Source organism: Pseudomonas sp. RIT-PI-a (assembly GCF_001187875.1).
Lineage (GTDB): Bacteria > Pseudomonadota > Gammaproteobacteria > Pseudomonadales > Pseudomonadaceae > Aquipseudomonas > Aquipseudomonas coleopterorum.
The window spans coordinates 447,458-467,970 of record NZ_LGIR01000011.1; the positions used below are offsets into that span (position 1 = coordinate 447,458).

The window sequence follows — 20,513 nt, forward strand, 5'->3', positions numbered from 1 at the left end:
TACCCGATTGAGGGGCGGTTTTCCTGCAAAAGTTCCATGCGAATCTGTACGGCGGTCAGTCGCGGCTGTGCACCCGACGGCCAGCGGCGTAGGTCTGCAAGACCGCGCGGTCGTCGCCCAGGGTCATCAGTACGAACAGCACCTCTTCGAAGGTCTTGGCTTGCGCGATGCGGTAGCTGAGCAACGGCGTGGCATGGTAGTCGAGCACCACGAAGTCGGCATCGGTGCCCGGCTGCAGCGTGCCGACGCGGTCCTCCAGGCGCAGCGCGCGGGCGCCGCCCAGGGTCGCCAGGTACAGCGACTTGAACGGGTTGAGCTTCTCACCCTGCAACTGCATGACCTTGTAGGCCTCGTTCAGGGTATGCAACAGCGAGAAACTGGTGCCAGCGCCGACGTCGGTGCCCAGGCCGACGTTGACGTTGAAGCGCTCGGCCTGGGGCAGGTTGAACAGGCCGCTGCCCAGGAACAGGTTGGAGGTGGGGCAGAAGGCGATGGCCGAGCCGGTTTCGGCCAGGCGCGCGCACTCCGCGTCGCACAGGTGCACACCGTGGGCCAGCACCGAGCGCTCGCCGAGCAGCTGGTAGTGGTCGTACACGTCCAGGTAGTTGCTGCGTTCGGGGAACAGCGCCTTGACCCATTCGATTTCCTGGAGGTTCTCGCTCAGGTGGGTCTGCAGGTAGACGTCCGGGTACTCGCGCAGCAGTTGCCCGGCCAGGGTCAGCTGGGCCTCGCTGCTGGTCGGCGCGAAGCGCGGCGTCACCGCGTAGTGCAGGCGGCCCTTGCCGTGCCAGCGCTCGATCAGCGCCTTGCTCTGGACGTAGCTGCTCTGGGCGGTATCGGTGAGATAGTCCGGCGCATTGCGGTCCATCATCACCTTGCCGGCGATCAGGCGCAGGTCCAGGGCCTGGGCGGCCTCGAACAGGGCGTCGACCGATTCGGGGTGAACGCTGCCGAACACCAGCGCGGTGGTGGTGCCATTGCGCAGCAGTTCCTTGAGGAAGATCTGGGCGACACCATCGGCATGTGCCTTGTCGGCGAACTGGCCTTCACAGGGGAAGGTGTACTCGTTCAGCCAGTCCAGCAGTTGCTCGCCATAGGAGCCAACCATGCCGGTCTGGGGGAAGTGGATGTGGGTGTCGATGAAGCCGGGGGTGATCAAGGCATCGGGGTAATGGGTCACCTCGACGTTGTCTGCCAACGTCGGCAGCACCTCGCTGGCGGCGCCCAACGCACTGATCCGCCCGTCCTCGACCACCAGCACGCCATCGGCGAAGTATTCGTAGGAGGCCTGGACACCGACCAGGGCAGGGTCGTCGAGGCTGTGCAGGATCGCGGCGCGATAGGCTTTGCGGGTAAGGCTCATGGTGCATCTCTCAAGGGAACGGGGCTGCGGCGCGAGCGCGGCAGCAGTTGGGCGACCCCCGGCGAGCTGGCTGTCCCCGGCTCGGCGCGGGCGCCAAAGTGTGCATTGTAGGTGGCGATGATCTCGGCGGCGATGGAAACGGCGATTTCCATGGGCAGCTTGCCCTTCACCGCCGCCAGACCCATGGGGCAGCGCATGCGCTGCACCGCTGAGGGCGCGATGCCGCGCTCGCGCAGGCGGTGCTCGAATCGCGCGCGCTTGGTGGCGGAGCCGATCAGGCCGAACCAGGTGAAGTCGTTGCGCTCGAGGATGGCTCGGGTCAGTTCCAGATCCAGCGAGTGATCGTGGGTCATGACGATGCAGTAGCTGCCCACCGGCAGGCTCGCGACTTCGTCCACCGGCTCGTCGGTGATCACCTGGCAGACACCGTCGGGCAGGCTGGCCGGAAACTCCTCGGGGCGCGAGTCGACCCAGCGCACCCGGCATGGCAGGCTCGCCAGCAGCGGCACCAGCGCACGGCCGACATGGCCGGCACCGAACACCACTACCTGCGCCTGCGTTTGCGCCACCGGCTCGAACAGCAGCACCGTGGCACCGCCGCAGCATTGCCCCAGGCTGGCGCCCAGACTGAAACGCTCCAGGCGTGTGGCGCGGGTGTTCTCGGCGAGCATCTCGCGGGCGATGTGCAGCGCCTTGTATTCCAGGTGACCGCCGCCAATGGTGTCGAACAGCGCCGTGGCGCTGACCACCATCTTCGCCCCGGCATTGCGCGGCGTGGAGCCTTTCTCTTCGATGATGGTCACCAGCATGCAGGCTTCGCCACGGGCCTGGTGTTCGGCCAGGGCACCGATCCAGTCAGTCATGAGACACGCTCCCCGACGCCGTCTGGCGCATCTGCTCGCAGCCCCACAGCACCCGTTCCGGCGTGGCCGGGGCATCGATGCTGGGTTGCAGCCGGTAGTCACCCAGGCTGGCCACGGCATCCTTGATCGCGCACCAGGCAGCGATACCCAGCATGAACGGCGGTTCGCCCACGGCTTTGGAATGAAACACGGTGTCTTCCGGGTTCTTGCGGTTTTCCACCAACCGCACGCGCAGGTCCTGGGGCATGTCGGCCACCGCCGGAATCTTGTACGACGCCGGGCCGCTGGTCAGCAGCTTGCCCTGATCGCTCCACACCAGCTCCTCGCAGGTCAGCCAGCCCACGCCCTGGAGGAAACCGCCTTCCACCTGACCCAGGTCGATGGCCGGGTTCAGCGAGGCGCCAACGTCGTGGAGGATGTCGGTGCGCAGCAGCTTGTACTCGCCGGTCAGGGTGTCGATCAGCACTTCGCAGCAGGCCGCGCCATAGGCGAAATAGTAGAACGGCCGGCCACGGGCCAGGCTGCGGTCGTAATGAATCTTCGGCGTCTTGTAGTAGCCCGTGCTGGACAGCGACACCTGGCCCATCCACGCCTGCTGCACCAGGCTCTGGAACGTCAGCAACTGGTCGCGCACGCGCACGTGGCCGTTGCTGAACTCCACGTCTTCGTCACTGACCCGGTAGTGCCGCGCGGCGAACTCGACCAGCCGCTGCTTGAGAATCAGCGCCGCGTTCTGCGCCGCCTTGCCGTTCAGGTCGGCACCGCTGGACGCCGCAGTGGGCGAGGTGTTGGGCACCTTGTCGGTGTTGGTGGCGGTGATCTGGATACGCGCGATGTCAACCTGGAACACTTCGGCCACCACCTGCGCGACCTTGACGTTCAGGCCCTGGCCCATCTCGGTGCCGCCGTGGTTCAGGTGAATGCTGCCGTCGGTGTAGATATGGATCAGCGCGCCGGCCTGGTTGAGAAAGCTGGCCGTGAACGAGATACCGAACTTGACCGGGGTCAGCGCCAGGCCCTTCTTCAACACCGGGCTGTCGGCGTTGAACACCCGGATCTCCTCGCGGCGCTGTTCGTAGTCGCAGCTGGCTTCGAGCTCGGCGGTGATCTCTTCGAGCAGGTTGTGCTCCACCGTCTGGTAGTAATGGGTGACATTGCGCTCGGTCTTGCCGTAGTAGTTGGCCTTGCGCACCGCCAGCGGGTCGAGGGCCAGGTGGCGCGCAATGCGGTCCATCACTTCCTCGATGGCCACCATGCCCTGGGGGCCGCCAAAGCCGCGGTAGGCGGTGTTGGACGCGGTGTGGGTCTTGCAGCGGTGGCCATTGATGGTGGCATCGCCCAGGTAATAGGCGTTGTCGGCATGGAACATCGCCCGGTCGACGATCGACGCCGACAGATCGGGCGAATAGCCGCAGTTGCCGGCCAGGTCCAGATCGATCCCCTGCAGCCGCCCATTGTCGTCGAAGCCCACGTCGTACTCGATATAGAAGGGGTGGCGCTTGCCGGTCATGAGCATGTCTTCGACCCGCGGCAGGCGGATCTTGGTCGGCTGCCCGGTCAGGTGCGCCACCACCGCGCACAGGCAGGCCGGGCTGGCGGCCTGGGTTTCCTTGCCGCCGAAACCGCCGCCCATGCGCCGCATGTCCACCACCACCTGGCTCATGGGCACGTTCAGCACCTCGGCCACCAGTTTCTGCACTTCAGTCGGATTCTGCGTCGAGCAGTAGACGATCATCCCGCCGTCCTCGGTGGGCATCACCGAGCTGATCTGGGTTTCCAGGTAGAAATGCTCCTGACCGCCGATGTGCAGGCTGCCCTGCAGGCGATGCGGTGCGCTGGCCAGTGCCGCTGCCGAGTCACCGCGCTGGTGGGTGTGGCTGTCGAGCACGAAATGCTGCTGGCGCAGCGCCTGGACCACGTCCAGCACCGGCGGCAGGTCCTCGTATTCGATCACGGCGGCCATCGCCGCGCGGCGGGCGCTGTCCAAGTCGCGGGCTGCCACGGCCAGCACCGGCTGGCCGACGAACTCGACCTTGTCGATCGCCAGCAGCGGGTCGCCCGGCAGCAGCGGACCGATGTCCTTGAGGCCCGGAATGTCATCGTGGGTGATCGCCAGGCGCACACCAGGGATGTCGTAGCAGGCCGACGTGTCGATGCGCAAGATGCGCGCATGGGCCCGGTCGGAAAGACGGGCATACACGTGCAGCTGATTGGGAAATTCCAGGCGGTCGTCGATGTACACCGCCTCACCGGTGACGTGCTTGTCGGCGCTGTCGTGCTTGATGCCCCGGCCAACGCCGGTGGTCAGGCCCTGGGCGAACAGTTCAGCCATACGTGCCTGGCTGTCGGGCGCTTGATGTTCAGACATGGGCGATCACCCTCGTTTGGAGGTGGGGCGACTGCAATTCGATGAAGCACTTGCGCAGCAGGTTTTGTGCGGTCAGCAAGCGGTACTGCTTGCTCGCGCGAAAATCCGACAGCGGTGTGAAGTCATCGGCCAGGGCGGCGCAGGCGGCCTCCACGTTCGCCTGTGTCCATGGTCTGCCGAGCAACGCGGCCTCGCAAGCAGCGGCGCGCTTGGGAATGGCCGCCATCCCGCCGTAGGCGATGCGCACATCATGAACGCGGCCGTCTTCGATCAGCAGGTCGAACGCGGCGCAGACCGCGGAAATGTCATCGTCCAGCCGTTTGGAGACCTTGTAGGCGCGAAACACGCGGCGAGCGTCGGCGCGGGGCACGATGACCTTTTCGATGAACTCGCCGTCTTCGCGGGCGGTGGCCCGGTAGTCGATGAAGTAGTCCTGCAAGGGCAAGGTACGGCTGCGCGCGCCCTTGCGCAGGACCAGTTGCGCGCCAAGAGCCAGGAGCAGGGGCGGGCTGTCGCCGATCGGCGAGGCGTTGCCGATGTTGCCGCCCAGGGTGGCCTGGTTGCGAATCTGCAACGAGGCGAAACGGTGCAACAGATGGCCGAAATCCGCGTACTCGTTCGTCAAGGCCTGATAGCAATCGGTCAGCGGCGTGGCCGCGCCGATCTCCAGGCGGTCGTCGAAGGTCTCGATACGCTTCATCTCGGCCACATGGCCCACGTAGATCATCACCGGCAGGACCCGATGCGCCTGGGTCACCTCCAATGCCAGATCGGTGCCGCCGGCCAGCAGTCGCGCCTCGGGCTGCTCGCTGTACAGCTCGGCCAGATCGGCCACGGTCAAGGGCACCAGGCAGCGGTTGTTGCCACCGTTGAGCTCGTCGGTCTGCGCCGGCGCGATGGTTTTCAGCCGGGCGACGGTCTGCGCCTGCTGGCGGTCGAACTGATCGGGCAAGGCAGGTCCGCCGCAGGCCTGGGCTGCGGCGTCGAGAATCGGGCGGTAGCCGGTGCAGCGGCAGAGGTTGCCGGACAGCGCCTCGCAGGCTTGCTCGCGGTTGGCTTGCGGCTGGTTCTTCTGCAAAGCGAACAGCGACATGACGAAGCCTGGGGTGCAAAACCCGCACTGCGAGCCGTGGCAGTCGACCATGGCCTGCTGCACGCTGTGCAGGCGACCCTGATGCTTGAGGTCCTCGACGCTGAGCAATTGCTTGCCGTGCAGGCTGGAAACGAACGTCAGGCAGGCGTTGCTGCTGCGATAACGAATGTGTGATTGACCCTGGTCTTCGACCAGCTCGCCGATCACCACGGTGCAGGCACCGCAATCGCCGCTGGCACAGCCCTCTTTGGTGCCCGGACGCGCCAAATCGGTGCGCAGGTACTCGAGCACGGTCAGATTCGGGTCCAGGGCATGCTCGGTGTGCAGCGTTTGATTCAAAAGGAACTGGATCACGGATGGCCTCACGACACCTGATTCTTGGGTCTGCCTCAAGCAGAATCTATGCGGCGGCCGGGGAGCGGTCAACGATTAGTTGACCTGCGGGTCAAGAAGTTGAGCGAGCCCGTTTCCTGCACCCCGGCAGTCATGCCTTTTGCCAAGCCACATCCGTGCCAACCTGCCGCCTTTGCCCGGCAATTGGGGTACACTGCGCGCCATGCTGCGATCACAGACAGCCGATCACCGATTCCCGATTGTCGAAGGAAAACCATGACGTTCAAGGCGCCGGACAGCCTCGCCGAGCAAATTGCCCATCATCTGGCCGAGCGCATCATCAGCGGTGAGCTCAAGCCGGCCGAGCGCATCCAGGAACTCAAGGTCACCCAGGCGCTGAACGTCAGCCGTGGCTCGGTGCGCGAGGCCCTGCTGATTCTGGAACGGCGTCATCTGGTCGACATACTGCCGCGGCGCGGCGCCCAGGTCAGTGAACTCAGCGAGCACAAGGTGCGCAGCCTGTGCGCCCTGATGGGCGAGATGTACATCATGCTCGGCGAGGCCGTGGCCCAGCGCTGGCAGAGCGAAGCCGACCTGGCGCCGTTTCTGGTCATCCAGCGGCGGCTGCACACCAGCTTCGAACGCCAGGACATCAACGCCTTCGTCGAGGACAGCTTCAACGTCATGCGCGCCGCCTATCCCTTCGCCAACAACCCGTACCTGCAAGAAACCGTCGAGAACCTGCAACCGGCCATGAACCGCACCTATTACCTGGCGCTGGAACAACGCAAGGCGTCGATGAGCGAATACCTGGCCTTGTTCGGGCGCTTGCTGGAAGCGGTGTCCGCCCGCGACCTGCCGCTCATCCGCAAGGTGCTGGGCGAATACTGCCAACGCAGCTGCGAACTGGTGCTCAGCGCCTTGGCGGTCCGCTGAGCATGCGCCTCAAGTGCATTCGTCTGGCCGGGTTCAAGTCGTTCGTCGACCCCACCACGGTCAATTTCCCCAGCAACATGGCCGCCGTGGTCGGGCCCAATGGCTGCGGCAAGTCCAACATCATCGATGCGGTGCGCTGGGTCATGGGCGAAAGCTCGGCGAAGAACCTGCGCGGCGAGTCGATGACCGACGTCATCTTCAACGGCTCCACCAGCCGCAAGCCGGTCAGCCAGGCCAGCATCGAACTGGTGTTCGACAACAGTGACAGCACCCTGGTCGGCGAGTACGCCGCCTACGCGGAAATCTCGATCCGCCGCAAGGTCACCCGCGAGAGCCAGAACACCTATTACCTGAACGGCACCAAGTGCCGTCGGCGCGACATCACCGACATCTTCCTCGGCACCGGCCTGGGCCCGCGCAGCTACTCGATCATCGAGCAGGGCATGATCTCCAAGCTCATCGAGGCCAAGCCCGAAGACCTGCGCAATTTCATCGAAGAAGCGGCGGGCATCTCCAAGTACAAGGAGCGCCGTCGTGAAACCGAGAGCCGCATCCGTCGTACCCACGAGAACCTGGCGCGCCTGACCGACCTGCGCGAGGAGCTGGAACGCCAGCTCGAACGCCTGCACCGCCAGGCCCAGGCCGCGGAAAAATATCAGCAATACAAGTCCGAAGAGCGCCAGCTCAAGGCGCAGCTGTCGGCCTTGCGCTGGCAGACCCTGAACGAGCAGGTCGGCCAGCGCGAAGCGGTCATCGCCGATCAGGAAGTGGCCTTCGAGGCCCTGGTTGCCGAACAGCGCAACGCCGATGCCAGCATCGAGCGCCTGCGCGACGGTCATCACGAGCTGTCCGAGCGGTTCAATACGGTGCAAGGACGCTTCTATTCGGTAGGCGGCGACATCGCCCGGGTCGAGCAGAACATCCAGCACGGCCAGCAGCGTCTGCGCCAATTGCAGGACGACTTCAAGGAAGCCGAGCGCGCGCGCCTGGAAACCGAATCGCACCTGGGCCACGACCGCACACTGCTGGCGACCTTGGGCGAGGAGCTGGAAATGCTCGAGCCTGAACAGGCCATCAGTACTGAAGCCGCCGAGGAGGCCGCCGCAGCCCTGGAAGAAGCGGAGACCCGCATGCACGGCTGGCAGGAACAGTGGGATCGGTTCAACACACGCTCCGCCGAGCCGCGGCGCCAGGCCGAAGTCCAGCAGGCGCGGATTGCCCAGCTGGAATTGTCGATGCAGCGCCTGGCCGAGCGGCAGCGGCGCCACAGCGAGGAACGTGAGCTGTTGGCAGCCGATCCTGAGGATGCCGCCATCCTCGAGCTGGACGAACAACTGGCCAGCAGCGAAATGCTCATCGAAGAGTGGACCGCGCACGAACACCAGCAGGCCGAGCAGTTGGAAACCACCCGTCAGCAACTGCAAGAGGCTACCCAGGCCCAACAGCAGGCTCAGGGCGAGTTGCAGCGACTCAACGGCCGCCTGGCCTCCCTGGAAGCGCTGCAGCAGGCCGCGCTGGACCCGGGCACGGGAACCGCGCAGTGGCTGGACCATCAGGGCCTTGCCCAACATCCGCGTCTGGCCGAAGGCCTGCGGGTCGATGCAGGCTGGGAGCTGGCCGTGGAAACCGTTCTGGGCGCCGACCTGCAAGCGGTGCTGGTCGATGATCTGGCGGGGCTGGACCTGGCCGGCTTCGGCCAGGGCGAGCTGCGTCTGGTCAGCCCTGCCAAGGGCGCTCCAGCCTCGGCAGACAGCCTGCTGCACAAGGTCCACAGCGACGTCGACCTCAGCCCTTGGCTGGCCGGGGTGCGCGGCGTCGCTGACCTCGACACTGCGCTGGCCTTGCGCAGCCAGTTGGCCGAAGGCGAGAGCCTGGTCAGCCAGGACGGCTACTGGCTGGGACGGCATTTCCTGCGGGTCAGCCGTGGCAACGACGCCAGTCGCGGCGTCCTGGCCCGGGGCCAGGAGCTGCAAGCCCTTCAGGCAGACGTGCAGACCCACGAGGCGACCCTGGCGCATTGGCAGGAACAATTGCTCACCTGCCGCGAGCAGCAGCAAGCCGAAGAACAACTGCGAGAGCAGTTGCGTCGCCGCATCCAGGATGAAAACCGCCAGCAGGGCGAGCTCAAGGCCAAGCTCTCGGCCAGCCGGGCCAAGGCCGAGCAATTGTCGCTGCGCCGCCGCCGGCTCGACGAAGAGTTGAGCGAGCTGTCCGAGCAGCGCGCGTTGGAGCATGAGCAGGTCGGCGAATCGCGCCTGCAGTTGCAGGGCGCGCTCGACGCCATGGCCAGCGACACCGAACACCGTGAGCAACTGATGGCGCAGCGCGACGAGCTGCGCGAGGGCCTGGAGCGCATTCGCCAGGACGCGCGTCAGCACAAGGATCGGGCTCACCAGTTGGCGGTCCGCCTGGGCTCGCTGCGCGCCCAGCACGATTCCACGCGCCAGGCACTGGAGCGCCTGCAACTGCAGGCCGAACGCCTGACGGAAAAGCGTGAGCAACTGACTCTGGGCCTGGAGGAGGGCGAAGCGCCCCTCGAAGAGCTGCGCCTGAGCCTGGAAGGTTTGCTCGAACAACGCATGGCCGTGGACGACGAAATGCGCCACGCGCGACTGGCCCTGGACGACGCCGATCGTGACCTGCGCGAGGTTGAAAAACGCCGTACCCAGGCCGAGCAGCAGAGCCAGCTGTTGCGCGGCCAGCTGGAGCAGCACCGCCTGGAATGGCAAGGGCTGAGCGTGCGCCGCAAGACCCTGCAGGAACAACTGCACGCCGACGGCTACGACCTGCACGGCGTGCTCGCCACCCTCGACGTGCTGACCAGCGAACAGGAAGCCGAGGAAGAACTGCAGCGCATCGATGGCCGCATTCAGCGCTTGGGCGCGATCAACCTGGCCGCTATCGACGAGTACCAGCAGCAATCCGAGCGCAAACGCTACCTCGACGCCCAGGATGCCGACCTGGCCGAAGCGCTGGACACTCTGGAAAACGTCATCCGCAAGATCGACAAGGAAACCCGCAGCCGTTTCAAGGACACTTTCGACCAGATCAATGCCGGTTTGCAGGCTCTTTTTCCAAAAGTTTTCGGTGGCGGCAGTGCTTATCTGGAACTGACGGGCGAAGATTTACTCGATACAGGGGTAACGATCATGGCGCGTCCGCCCGGCAAGAAGAACAGCACCATTCATTTGCTCTCCGGTGGAGAGAAAGCCCTGACCGCACTGGCCCTGGTTTTCGCCATCTTCAAATTGAATCCGGCACCGTTCTGCATGCTCGACGAAGTCGATGCACCGTTGGACGACGCCAACGTCGGTCGTTACGCGCGGTTGGTGAAAGAGATGTCGCAGACGGTGCAATTCATCTATATCACCCACAACAAGATCGCCATGGAAATGGCCGATCAATTGATGGGGGTGACCATGCATGAACCGGGCTGTTCGCGTCTGGTGGCGGTGGATGTAGAGGAGGCCCTGGCCATGGTCGAGGCCTGAAAAACCCTCAAACCGACGTTAAAATCGAGCCATGTGCGACAGACGGTGTAAAGTTGTTTCTGGTCGTGCTAGTTTTACCGCATCGTATTTACGCGTGGAGAAAACGCCTGTCAGAACATAGAGTTGGCGCCACGTCTTAAAGAGGGTTCAAGCCCTTTATTTTTCAGCATTTTTATTAGAGGCACGGGATTACATGGAAATCGGTCTGCGCGAGTGGCTGATCCTCATCGGCATCATTGTCATTGCCGGTATTCTTTTCGATGGCTGGCGCCGGATGCGCGGTGGCAAGGGCAAACTTAAGTTTCGTCTGGATCGCAACCTTTCCAACCTGCCCGACGAAGACACCGGCGCCGAAGTGCTGGGTCCGCCCCGGGTGCTGGACGATCACAAGGAGCCGCAACTGGACGAGCACGACCTGCCGTCCATGAGCGCCCAACGCGACGGCGGCAGCAAGCGCGCCAAGCGCGAGCCCGTGGCTGATCATGCCGACTTGAACCTGGCCGTGGAGCCGGACGAAATCAAGGAGCCTCGCGAGCCGCGTCCACCCAAACCCCCACGCGAGCCCAAGCCGGTTAAGCCGCAGCCGCCGATGAAAGCCGCGCGTGACAGCAACGAAGACTTTGCCAGCGATGCCAAAGGCTTCTCCAGCACCGGTGCTCCGGCTGTGGAGAAGGATCTGCCGCCGGTCGAAGAAGTCCTGGTCATCAGCGTCATTTCCCGCAGCGAAAGCGGCTTCCGTGGCCCGGCGCTGCTGCAGAACATTCTGGAGAGCGGTCTGCGTTTCGGCGAGATGGACATCTTCCATCGTCACGAAAGCATGGCCGGTAATGGCGAGATCCTGTTTTCCATGGCCAACGCGGTGAAGCCGGGTATTTTCGATCTGGACGACATCGACCACTTCAGCACCCGTGCGGTGAGCTTCTTCCTCGGCCTGCCCGGCCCGCGTCATCCCAAGCAGGCCTTCGACGTGATGGTGGCCGCAGCCCGCAAGCTGGCCCACGAACTGGACGGCGAGCTCAAGGATGACCAGCGCAGCGTGCTGACCGCGCAGACCATCGAGCATTATCGCCAGCGCATCGTCGAATTCGAACGCCGCGCCTTGACCCACAAGCGCTAGGCCATAAACCGCAGCGCTCCCACAGACATCGCGTTCCCATCTGTGGGAGCGGGGCGGGCGGCGAGCCCTCTGCCCGCGAAAGCCCCACCGCCAACCCCCCAGATTCAACCCAAGAGCAGCCAAGGCTGCTCTTTTGCTTCAAGCGAGAACCGATCATGAACGACGCCAACCGTATCCTCGAACTGCGTGCCGAACTCGACCAGCACAACTACCGCTACCACGTGCTCGACGAACCCAGCATCCCCGATGCCGAATACGACCGTCTGTTCCGCGAACTCAAGGCCCTTGAAGCCGACCACCCGAACCTGATCACCCCCGACTCGCCCACCCAACGCGTCGGCAATGCGGCCCTGACCGCGTTCACCCAGGTTCGCCACGAAATCCCGATGCTCAGCCTCGGCAACGCCTTCGAAGAAGTCGACCTGCGCGAGTTCGACCGCCGTGTCACCGAAGGCCTCGACTTGCCCACTGGTGACCTGTTCGGCAGCGGTGCGGCGATTCACTACAGCTGCGAACCCAAGCTCGACGGCCTGGCCGTGTCGCTGCTTTACCAGGACGGCGCGCTGGTCCGCGGCGCGACCCGCGGCGATGGCACCACCGGCGAAGACATCAGCGTCAACGTTCGCACCATCCGCAACGTCCCGCTCAAGCTGCACGGCAGCGGCTGGCCGCCGGTGCTGGAAGTGCGCGGCGAGGTGTTCATGTCCAAGGCCGGGTTCGAACGGCTCAACGCCAGTCAGATGGAAGTCGGCGGCAAGACCTTCGCCAACCCGCGCAACGCCGCAGCCGGCAGCCTGCGCCAGCTGGATTCGAAAATCACTGCCAGCCGCCCCCTGGAGTTCTGCTGCTACGGCATCGGCCAGGTCACCCAGGACATCGCCACCACCCACACCGGCAATCTCGAACAGCTCAAGCAGTGGGGCATGCCGATCAGTCGCGAACTCAAGGTCGCCGAGAACATCGAGCAGTGCCTGGAGTACTACCACGACATCGGCGCACGGCGGACCCAGCTGCCGTACGAAATCGACGGTGTGGTGTTCAAGGTCAACAGCCTGGCGGCGCAGCGCGAGCTGGGTTTCCGCGCCCGCGAGCCGCGTTGGGCCATTGCCCACAAGTTTCCGGCGATGGAAGAACTCACCGAACTGCTCGACGTGGAATTCCAGGTCGGCCGCACCGGCGCGGTCACACCCGTAGCACGGCTCAAGCCGGTCAAGGTGGCCGGCGTGACGGTGGCCAATGCCACCCTGCACAACATGGATGAGGTCGCACGCCTGGGCCTGATGATCGGCGACACCGTGATCATCCGCCGCGCGGGGGACGTGATTCCCCAAGTCATGCAGGTGGTGACCGAGCGTCGTCCGCAAGACGCACGTCCAGTGCACGTCCCGGAAACCTGCCCGGTGTGCGGGTCACACGTCGAGCGCACCCAGCTGATCAAGCGCAGCAAGGGCAAGCAGACCGTCAGCGAAGGCGCGGTCTATCGCTGCGTCGGGCGGCTGGCCTGTGGCGCGCAACTCAAGCAGGCGATCATCCATTTCGTCTCGCGGCGCGCCATGGACATCGACGGTCTGGGTGAAAAAAGCGTCGAGCAACTGGTCGACGAAGGCCTGGTCAGCTCACCGGCCGATCTCTACACCCTGCAGTTCGACGACGTGGTCAAGCTGGGAGGTTTCGCCGAGGTATCCAGCAACAATCTCCTCACGGCCATCGAAAATAGCAAACGGCCGACCCTGGCGCGGTTCATCTATGCCCTTGGCATCCCGGACGTGGGCGAGGAGACGGCCAAAGTGCTGGCACGCTCCCTGGGGTCGCTGCAGCGCGTCAGCGAAGCGCTGCCCCAGGTGTTGACATACTTGCCAGACATCGGCCTGGAAGTCGCCTTTGAAATCCACAGCTTTTTCGAAGACCCGCACAACCGCAGCGTGATTCAGCAACTGCTCGAGCGCGGCTTGCAGTTGCAGGAGGAGGGCGAGGTGCACCCTGAGTACGCCGCCAGTACCACGCTGGCCGGGATGATCGCGAAGCTGGACATCAACTCGGTGGGGCCAACCGGCGCCGAAAAACTGGTGGCCAAGCTGGGCAGCCTGGACAAGATCATCGCTGCCGACGGCATCGACCTGCGCCAGGCGCTCAATGCTCGGCAGGCGGAGGCGGTGCGCGAGTACTTCAAGGAACCGCACAACGCCGAGACGGCGAGGGCGGTAGAAGCGCAGCTGCAGGCATTCGGTATGCATTGGGCCAGTGAAAGGAAAGTCGTCGAAGGCCTGCCGCTGACAGGGCAGACCTGGGTGCTGACCGGCTCGCTCGAACAGATGAGCCGCGACGAAGCCAAGCAGAAACTCGAAGCCCTCGGCGCCAAGGTTTCAGGCTCGGTTTCGGCCAAAACCCACACCGTCGTCGCCGGCCCCGGCGCCGGCTCCAAGTTGGCCAAGGCCAACGAACTGGGCATCGAGATCCTCGACGAAGAGCAATTCCTGAACTTCCTGATCAAGATGTAACATCATGACAAGATAGCGCGCTGCCACCCCAGCGCGCCTGACCTTCACCCAAAATATGTAACATCATGACACATCCCTGTCGAAGTCGGCCCACCTACGATGTGAGCCAAGTAATCAACGCAAAACCCACCGCTTCTTCAATCCCCCACAAATGAACAACACGCCCCCTGTAGCAGCGGCGCGAGCCGCGTCGGCGGCGCACGCGGTGCATCAGGATAAACGCAGTACAACCGGACGCGGTTCGCACCACGTCAACAGCCCCGCACGGCCCCTGTAGCAGCGGTGCAAGCCGCGTCGGCAGCGCACGCGGTGCATCAGGATAAACGCAGTACAACCGGACGCGGCTTGCACCACGTCAACAGCCCCTCACGGCCCCTGTAGCAGCGGCGCAAGCCGCGTCGGCGGCGCACGCGGTGCATCAGGATAAACGCAGTACAACCGGACGCGGCTTGCACCACGTCAACAGCCCCCCACGGCCCCTGTAGCAGCGGCGCAAGCCGCGTCGGCGGCGCACGCGGTGCATCAGGATAAACGTGGTGCAACCGGACGCGGCTCGCGCCGCTGCTACAGGGGCGTATTTCAACCTCTCATCCGCATTTCGCGTTTCACCCACATCGCAGATGAAACCTTTCTCGCAGCCGCAAGCTCTAGTCATGGCAGGCCACTGGAGATCGCCATGTCTCGTTTTTTCGAACAACCCCGCCCCGAATAACCCCCCCGGTCCCCCAGCCGGACAACCGCCACAGCAAGGTCTGGGAATGCACCTGCGGGCAGTCGATCTTCTTCCGCAACAGCCAATGCCTGGCCTGCCACGGACTGCTCGGTTTCTGGCCGGAAAAGAACGTGCTATCTACACTCGACGCCGGCCCCGAAGCGGGCACCTGGCGCCTGCACGCCGCGCCGGACGCCGGACTCTTCCGCCGCTGCGCCAACCTCGACACCCCGGCAGCCTGCAATTGGCTGGTGCCGGCAGAGAAGGGCGCCGCCGCCCTGTGCACCGCGTGCAGCCTGAACCGCACCATCCCCGACCTCAGTGTCCCTGAAAACCCCGAACACTGGCGCAAGGTCGAAACCGCCAAGCGCCGTCTGATCGCTCAACTGATCAACCTCGGCCTGCCGGTGATCGCCAAGACGGAGGACGAAGACACCGGCCTGGCGTTCGACTTCATCGGCACCGACATGAACGGCAACGCGCCCACCACCGGTCACGCCAATGGCCTGGTGACCTTGGATATCAAGGAAGCGGACGATGCCCATCGGGAAAAGGTCCGCGTGCAGATGCGCGAACCGTACCGCACGCTGCTCGGACACTTCCGACACGAAGTAGGGCACTACTACTGGGATCGTCTGATCGCCGATACCCATTGGGTCGCCGACTACCGCCGTCTATTCGGCGATGAAAGCCAAAGCTACGCCGATGCACTGCAGCGTCACTATGACCAGGGTGCCCCGGCCGACTGGCAGCAGAACTTCGTCAGCGCCTACGCCACCATGCATCCATGGGAAGACTGGGCCGAAACCTGGGCGCATTACCTGCACATGATGGACGCCGTCGACACGGCATTGGGCTTCGGCATGAGCGCCAAGGAAATGGACCTCGACTACACCCCGTTCCCTCTGACGACCCTGTACGACCCGGACCACACCAGCGGCCCGGCATTCCTCGCGTTCGTCAACGCCTGGATCGAACTGGCCGGCATGCTCAACGAACTGTCACGCGCCATGGGTCAGCCCGATTTCTACCCTTTCGTGCTGCCACCGGCCGTGATCGCCAAGCTGCACTTCATCCACGTCGTCGTCCAGGAAGCCGGCGGCCGCGCGGATGACGTCCTGCAGGTCTGAACCCGCCAACCCCGCCCCCCAAGCGTGAGCCCCTCCCTGTGGGAGGAGCCCACTCTATGTCCAGGCCTGACCTTGTGAGAGTGGACCCCGCTCTATGTCCAGGCCTGCCCTTGTGGGAGTGGACCCCACTCCATGTCCAAGCCTGACCCTGTGGGAGCGGGCTCTGCCCGCGAAGACGCCCTCCCAATCACCACATCTTCCAAACTGTGCACCGCCCATCCGGACGCCTTCGCGGGCAGAGCCCGCTCCCACAATCACCGGTTCCTGCATGGATTCATGCCAGGTGCAACCTATGTCCAGGCCTGCCCTTGTGGGAGTGGACCCCACTCCATGTCCAAGCCTAACCCTGTGGGAGCGGGCTCTGCCCGCGAAGACGACCTCCCAAGCACCACATCTTCCAAACTGTGCATCGCCCATCCGGACGCCTTCGCCGGCAGAGCCCGCCCCCACAATCACCGGTTCCTGCATGGATTCATGCCAGGTGCAACCTATGTCCAGGCCTGCCCCTGTGGGAGTGGACCCCACTCTATGTCCAAGCCTAACCCTGTGGGAGCGGGCTCTGCCCGCGAAGACGTACTCCCAAGCACCACATCTTCCAAACTGTGCATCGCCCATCCGGACGCCTTCGCGGGCAGAGCCCGCTCCCACAATCACCGGTTCCTGCATGGATTCATGCCAGGTGCAACCTATGTCCAGGCCTGCCCTTGTGGAAGTGGACCCCACTCCATGTCCAAGCCTGACCCTGTGGGAGCGGGCTCTGCCCGCGAAGACGTACTCCCAAGCACCACATCTTCCAAACTGTGCATCGCCCATCCGGACGCCTTCGCGGGCAGAGCCCGCTCCCACAATCACCGGTTCCTGCATGGATTCATGCCAGGTGCAACCTATGTCCAGGCCTGCCCTTGTGGAAGTGGACCCCACTCCATGTCCAAGCCGAACCCTGTGGGAGCGGGCTCTGCCCGCGAAGACGTACTCCCAAGCACCACATCTTCCAAACTGTGCATCGCCCATCCGGACGCCTTCGCGGGCAGAGCCCGCTCCCACAATCACCGGTTCCTGCATGGATTCATGCCAGGTGCAACCTATGTCCAGGCCTGACCCTGTGGGAGCGGGCTCTGCCCGCGAAGACGTACTCCCAATCACCACATCTTCCAAACTGTGCATCGCCCATCCGGACGCTTTCACGGGCAGAGCCCGCTCCCACAATCACCGGTTCCTGCATGGATTTATGCCAGGTGCAACAAAGGTCCACTAAAGCTCCAGCACAAACCTGCGCTCGAAACCAATCCGGCCACGATAAGCCTCACCGCGGTCCACCCACCCCAGCGCCTTATACAAACCAACACCCGCCACATTGTCGGCATCCACCGACAACTCCAGCTGCTTGACCCCAGGCCACGCGGCCCTCGCCGCCTCCGGCAAACCCTCCAGACATGCACGACCCAGCCCACGACCCTGCATCCGCCAATCCACCTGCAGCGCATGCAACGTCACCGCTTGCGGATCAGCCCACTCCGGTACATATCGCCCATGTTTCAGCAACAGAAACGCTTTGGGCACTTCATCCACCAGCAAAGCGAAGCCACGGATTTCACCGTCCATGCAGCCCAGTAGGGTATACAGCGCCATGTCCACATCGCCCGAATACTGCTTCTGCTCAGGACGGATCTCGATGTCCATCAATTGGTACAGTTGATCAGGAGACAAGTCGGGGTAGGGCGTCAGAACATTCATCGCAGGCAACCGGGCAAGAGACATGTGGCGAAGTTACCAATTCACATGCCGTCTGTCGCTTCACTTGCGCGCAAACAAACGCTCCCGAACACAATCACCAACAAGCGCACCACGCCAAGTCCCTGACGGCCCTCGAAATTTTATCTTGCGTCACGGGTTGTAACTTCCGTCAGGACCGGTACAATGGCCCCCGCTCGCTACCCAGCGAGTGTCGTTATGGTGACCCTGCCGGTCCCCCCGCAACGATTACCCGTAAACCTGGTCAGATCCGGAAGGAAGCAGCCACAGCGGGAACATTGTGTGCCGGGGTGTGGCTGGTAGGGTTGCCACCTATTTTCGAATTCGTCGTCGCACGGGTTCATCGCAATGCCCATCTCGAACTACCATCCTTGTCCTCGTCTCCTGCGATCAATCGTCTTCGCCAGCTTTCGCCCGCGTTTTTACAAACCAACGCAGCAATAGAGCAGGGCGCGGATGCAATTTTGGCCTTGCTCCATTAGCATTGGCGGTCTTCCGCTTTCATGTCGCGACGGTTTTCGATGAGTTATCAGGTTCTTGCACGTAAATGGCGTCCGCGCTCGTTCCGCGAAATGGTCGGCCAGACCCATGTGCTCAAGGCATTGATCAATGCGCTGGACAACCAGCGGCTGCATCACGCCTACCTGTTCACCGGCACCCGGGGGGTGGGCAAGACCACCATCGCGCGAATCATTGCCAAATGCGTCAACTGCGAGACGGGCATCACGTCCACGCCCTGTGGTGAGTGCTCGGTCTGCCGCGAGATCGACGAGGGTCGTTTCGTCGATCTGATCGAGATCGACGCCGCCAGCCGGACCAAGGTCGAAGACACCCGCGAGCTGCTCGACAACGTGCAGTACGCCCCCAGCCGCGGTCGCTTCAAGGTCTACCTGATCGACGAAGTGCACATGCTGTCCAGCCACTCCTTCAACGCGCTGCTGAAGACGCTGGAAGAGCCACCGCCCTACGTCAAGTTCATCCTTGCCACCACCGATCCGCAGAAACTGCCTGCGACCATTCTTTCGCGCTGCCTGCAGTTCTCGCTCAAGAACATGACCCCAGAGCGCGTGGTCGAGCACTTGAGCCATGTGCTGGGTGTAGAGAACGTGCCGTTCGAAGACGATGCGCTGTGGTTGCTGGGCCGCGCCGCCGATGGCTCGATGCGTGACGCCATGAGCCTGACCGACCAGGCCATTGCCTTCGGCGAAGGCAAGGTGCTGGCAGCCGATGTGCGAGCGATGCTCGGCACACTGGACCATGGCCAGGTGTATGGCGTGTTGCAGGCACTGCTCAATGGCGATGCTCGTGCGCTGCTCGAGGCCGTACGCCATCTGGCAGAGCAGGGGCCCGACTGGAACGGCGTGCTGGCCGAAATGCTCAACGTGCTGCACCGCGTGGCCATCGCCCAGGCGCTGCCCGAAGCGGTCGACAACGGCCAGGGCGATCGCGATCGCGTGCTGGCCCTGGCCCAGGCGCTGCCGGCCGAAGATGTGCAGTTCTATTACCAGATGGGCCTGATCGGCCGCCGCGACCTGCCGTTGGCCCCGGAGCTGCGAGGCGGCTTCGAAATGGTGCTGCTGCGTATGCTCGCGTTCCGCCCGGCAGGCACCAGCGACGGGCCCGATCAACCCCTAAAGACAGTGGGGATCAGCCAGGCCACAGTTGATTCCACCCAGCCCGTGGCAGTCTCGTCTCCGTTGGAGCCACAATCTCCAAGCGTGGCCCCCATGGACCCGGAACCTGTGGGAGCGGGCTCTGCCCGCGAAGAATTCCCCGCGGTTCACCAGAACGACCGCATCGCACCGGCGACACCCCCTGTGGGAGCGGGCTCTGCCCGCGAAGAATCCCCCGCAGTCCACCAGAACGACCGCATCCCACCGGCGACACCCCCTGTGGGAGCAGGCTCTGCCCGCGAAGAATCCCCCGCGGTCCACCAGAACGACCGCATCGCACCGGCGCCGCCCCCTGTGGGAGCGGGCTCTGCCCGCGAAGAATCCCCCACGGTCCATCAGGCAACCGCAGAACCCATCGACCTCCCCTGGAACGACCCTGTAACGCCCGTCGCCGCACCGGCGCCAGAGCCGATCCTCGACGTCGTCGGCGAACAGCCCGCACTCACGCCCATGCCGGCCCCCACGCCCGCCAGCGCCGTGCCCGATGCCCCGGAAATCGAAGCAACACCGCTCGCTGACGGCACCGACCCAGTCGACTACATCCCCGCCGGCATGGAGCGCGACGACGAGCCACCGCTCGACGAAGACTACTACGCCCCGGAAACCGATGGCGCCGCCTACAGCTACCTCGACGAACTGGCCAGCGAAACCGTTCACGAAGCCCCGGTCGAAGCCGAACCCGAGGTGCTGCCCGCCGCGCAGCCTGCGACCGGTCTAGCCCTGCAATGGCTCGAACTGTTCCCGAAACTGCCGATTTCGGGCATGACCGGCAGCATCGCCGCCAACTGCACATTGATCGCCGTCGAGGGGGATGACTGGCTGCTGCACCTGGATCCGGCCCACAGCGCCCTGTTCAACAGCACCCAGCAGCGCCGCTTGAACGATGCACTGAACCAGTATCACGAGCGCACGATCAGCCTGACCATCGAGCTGATCCGCCCGGAACAGGAAACGCCAGCCCAGGCCGCGGCGCGCTGGCGTGCCAATCGCCAGGCCGATGCCGAGCAGTCGATTCAGCAAGACCCGTACATTCAACAAATGCTGCAACAGTTCGGCGCCATCATTCGCAACGATACGATTGAACCAGTCGAAGCGGTGGCCAGCCCAACGCGTTAAGCAACCTACCCGAACCCGCGCAGGATGCTTCTGGCACTGCGCGGTCATACCCATCGACCTTTGAGGTG

10 protein-coding genes, 1 other RNA gene and 1 pseudogene are annotated in these 20,513 nt (G+C 64.0%); 7 read left to right on the forward strand and 5 right to left on the reverse strand.

The annotated features are described in order from the left end of the window. Nucleotides 1–55: 55 nt before the first annotated feature. From guaD to xdhA, 4 genes are read right to left on the reverse strand one after another with little or no spacing between them, the layout of a single operon-like run. Complete coding sequence (guaD, locus tag AC788_RS04405; protein ID WP_049859385.1) at nt 56–1,363, reverse strand: guanine deaminase; 1,308 nt, start codon at nt 1,361–1,363, stop codon at nt 56–58. Further along, nucleotides 1,360–2,226, reverse strand: a complete 867-nt coding sequence (xdhC, locus tag AC788_RS04410; RefSeq protein WP_049859386.1) for a xanthine dehydrogenase accessory protein XdhC — start codon at nt 2,224–2,226, stop codon at nt 1,360–1,362. Before xdhC ends, guaD begins: the two co-directional genes overlap by 4 nt. Further along, nucleotides 2,219–4,594, reverse strand: coding sequence for a xanthine dehydrogenase molybdopterin binding subunit (gene xdhB / locus AC788_RS04415; protein ID WP_049859387.1), 2,376 nt, complete (start codon nt 4,592–4,594; stop codon nt 2,219–2,221). The genes xdhC and xdhB overlap by 8 nt, the downstream gene beginning before the upstream one ends. Next, entirely contained in the window at nt 4,587–6,041 is a 1,455-nt protein-coding gene (gene xdhA, locus AC788_RS04420) for a xanthine dehydrogenase small subunit (RefSeq protein WP_049859388.1), read from the reverse strand. The genes xdhB and xdhA overlap by 8 nt, the downstream gene beginning before the upstream one ends. Before the next feature lie 255 nt (nt 6,042–6,296). Here xdhA and AC788_RS04425 point away from each other — a divergent pair, with 255 nt between their 5' ends. The 5 genes and pseudogenes from AC788_RS04425 to AC788_RS04445 all read left to right on the forward strand — a co-directional run bounded on the left by AC788_RS04425 (nt 6,297) and on the right by AC788_RS04445 (nt 15,904). Further along, entirely contained in the window at nt 6,297–6,956 is a 660-nt protein-coding gene (locus AC788_RS04425; RefSeq protein WP_049859389.1) for a GntR family transcriptional regulator, read from the forward strand. Between the two features lie 2 nt (nt 6,957–6,958). Continuing rightward, nucleotides 6,959–10,447, forward strand: coding sequence for a chromosome segregation protein SMC (smc, locus tag AC788_RS04430; protein ID WP_049859390.1), 3,489 nt, complete (start codon nt 6,959–6,961; stop codon nt 10,445–10,447). Nucleotides 10,448–10,640: 193 nt separating this feature from the next. Next, the gene (zipA, locus tag AC788_RS04435) at nt 10,641–11,564 is read left to right on the forward strand and encodes a cell division protein ZipA (RefSeq protein ID WP_049859391.1); all 924 of its coding nucleotides are present in this window, start codon (nt 10,641–10,643) and stop codon (nt 11,562–11,564) included. 155 nt (nt 11,565–11,719) lie between these two features. Beyond that, nucleotides 11,720–14,062 carry an NAD-dependent DNA ligase LigA gene (gene ligA / locus AC788_RS04440; RefSeq protein ID WP_049859392.1) on the forward strand — a complete coding sequence of 781 codons (2,343 nt, stop codon included), beginning with the start codon at nt 11,720–11,722 and terminating at the stop codon, nt 14,060–14,062. 676 nt (nt 14,063–14,738) lie between these two features. Next, a pseudogene (locus AC788_RS04445) lies at nt 14,739–15,904 on the forward strand (zinc-binding metallopeptidase family protein). 1,251 nt (nt 15,905–17,155) lie between these two features. On the opposite strand, the gene AC788_RS04450 reads toward AC788_RS04445, so the two are convergent. After that, complete coding sequence (locus tag AC788_RS04450) at nt 17,156–17,638, reverse strand: GNAT family N-acetyltransferase (RefSeq protein ID WP_049859394.1); 483 nt, start codon at nt 17,636–17,638, stop codon at nt 17,156–17,158. A gap of 226 nt (nt 17,639–17,864) precedes the next feature. Between AC788_RS04450 and ffs the strand changes: the two genes are divergently transcribed. Both ffs and dnaX read left to right on the forward strand, forming a co-directional pair. Continuing rightward, nucleotides 17,865–17,961, forward strand: an RNA gene (gene ffs / locus AC788_RS21230) — signal recognition particle sRNA small type. Between the two features lie 216 nt (nt 17,962–18,177). Then, nucleotides 18,178–20,445: a DNA polymerase III subunit gamma/tau gene (gene dnaX / locus AC788_RS04455; protein WP_049859395.1), complete on the forward strand. Its 2,268-nt coding sequence runs from the start codon at nt 18,178–18,180 to the stop codon at nt 20,443–20,445. Nucleotides 20,446–20,513: the final 68 nt, after the last annotated feature.

Excerpts from the sequence above, each read along its gene's own strand:
- guaD (WP_049859385.1), bottom strand. The coding sequence starts at position 1,363 with ATGAGCCTTACCCGCAAAGCCTATCGCGCCGCGATCCTGCACAGCCTC.
- AC788_RS04425 (WP_049859389.1), top strand. The coding sequence starts at position 6,297 with ATGACGTTCAAGGCGCCGGACAGCCTCGCCGAGCAAATTGCCCATCAT.
- smc (WP_049859390.1), top strand. The coding sequence starts at position 6,959 with ATGCGCCTCAAGTGCATTCGTCTGGCCGGGTTCAAGTCGTTCGTCGAC.
- xdhB (WP_049859387.1), bottom strand. The coding sequence starts at position 4,594 with ATGTCTGAACATCAAGCGCCCGACAGCCAGGCACGTATGGCTGAACTG.
- zipA (WP_049859391.1), top strand. The coding sequence starts at position 10,641 with ATGGAAATCGGTCTGCGCGAGTGGCTGATCCTCATCGGCATCATTGTC.
- xdhC (WP_049859386.1), bottom strand. The coding sequence starts at position 2,226 with ATGACTGACTGGATCGGTGCCCTGGCCGAACACCAGGCCCGTGGCGAA.
- ligA (WP_049859392.1), top strand. The coding sequence starts at position 11,720 with ATGAACGACGCCAACCGTATCCTCGAACTGCGTGCCGAACTCGACCAG.
- dnaX (WP_049859395.1), top strand. The coding sequence starts at position 18,178 with ATGAGTTATCAGGTTCTTGCACGTAAATGGCGTCCGCGCTCGTTCCGC.
- AC788_RS04450 (WP_049859394.1), bottom strand. The coding sequence starts at position 17,638 with ATGAATGTTCTGACGCCCTACCCCGACTTGTCTCCTGATCAACTGTAC.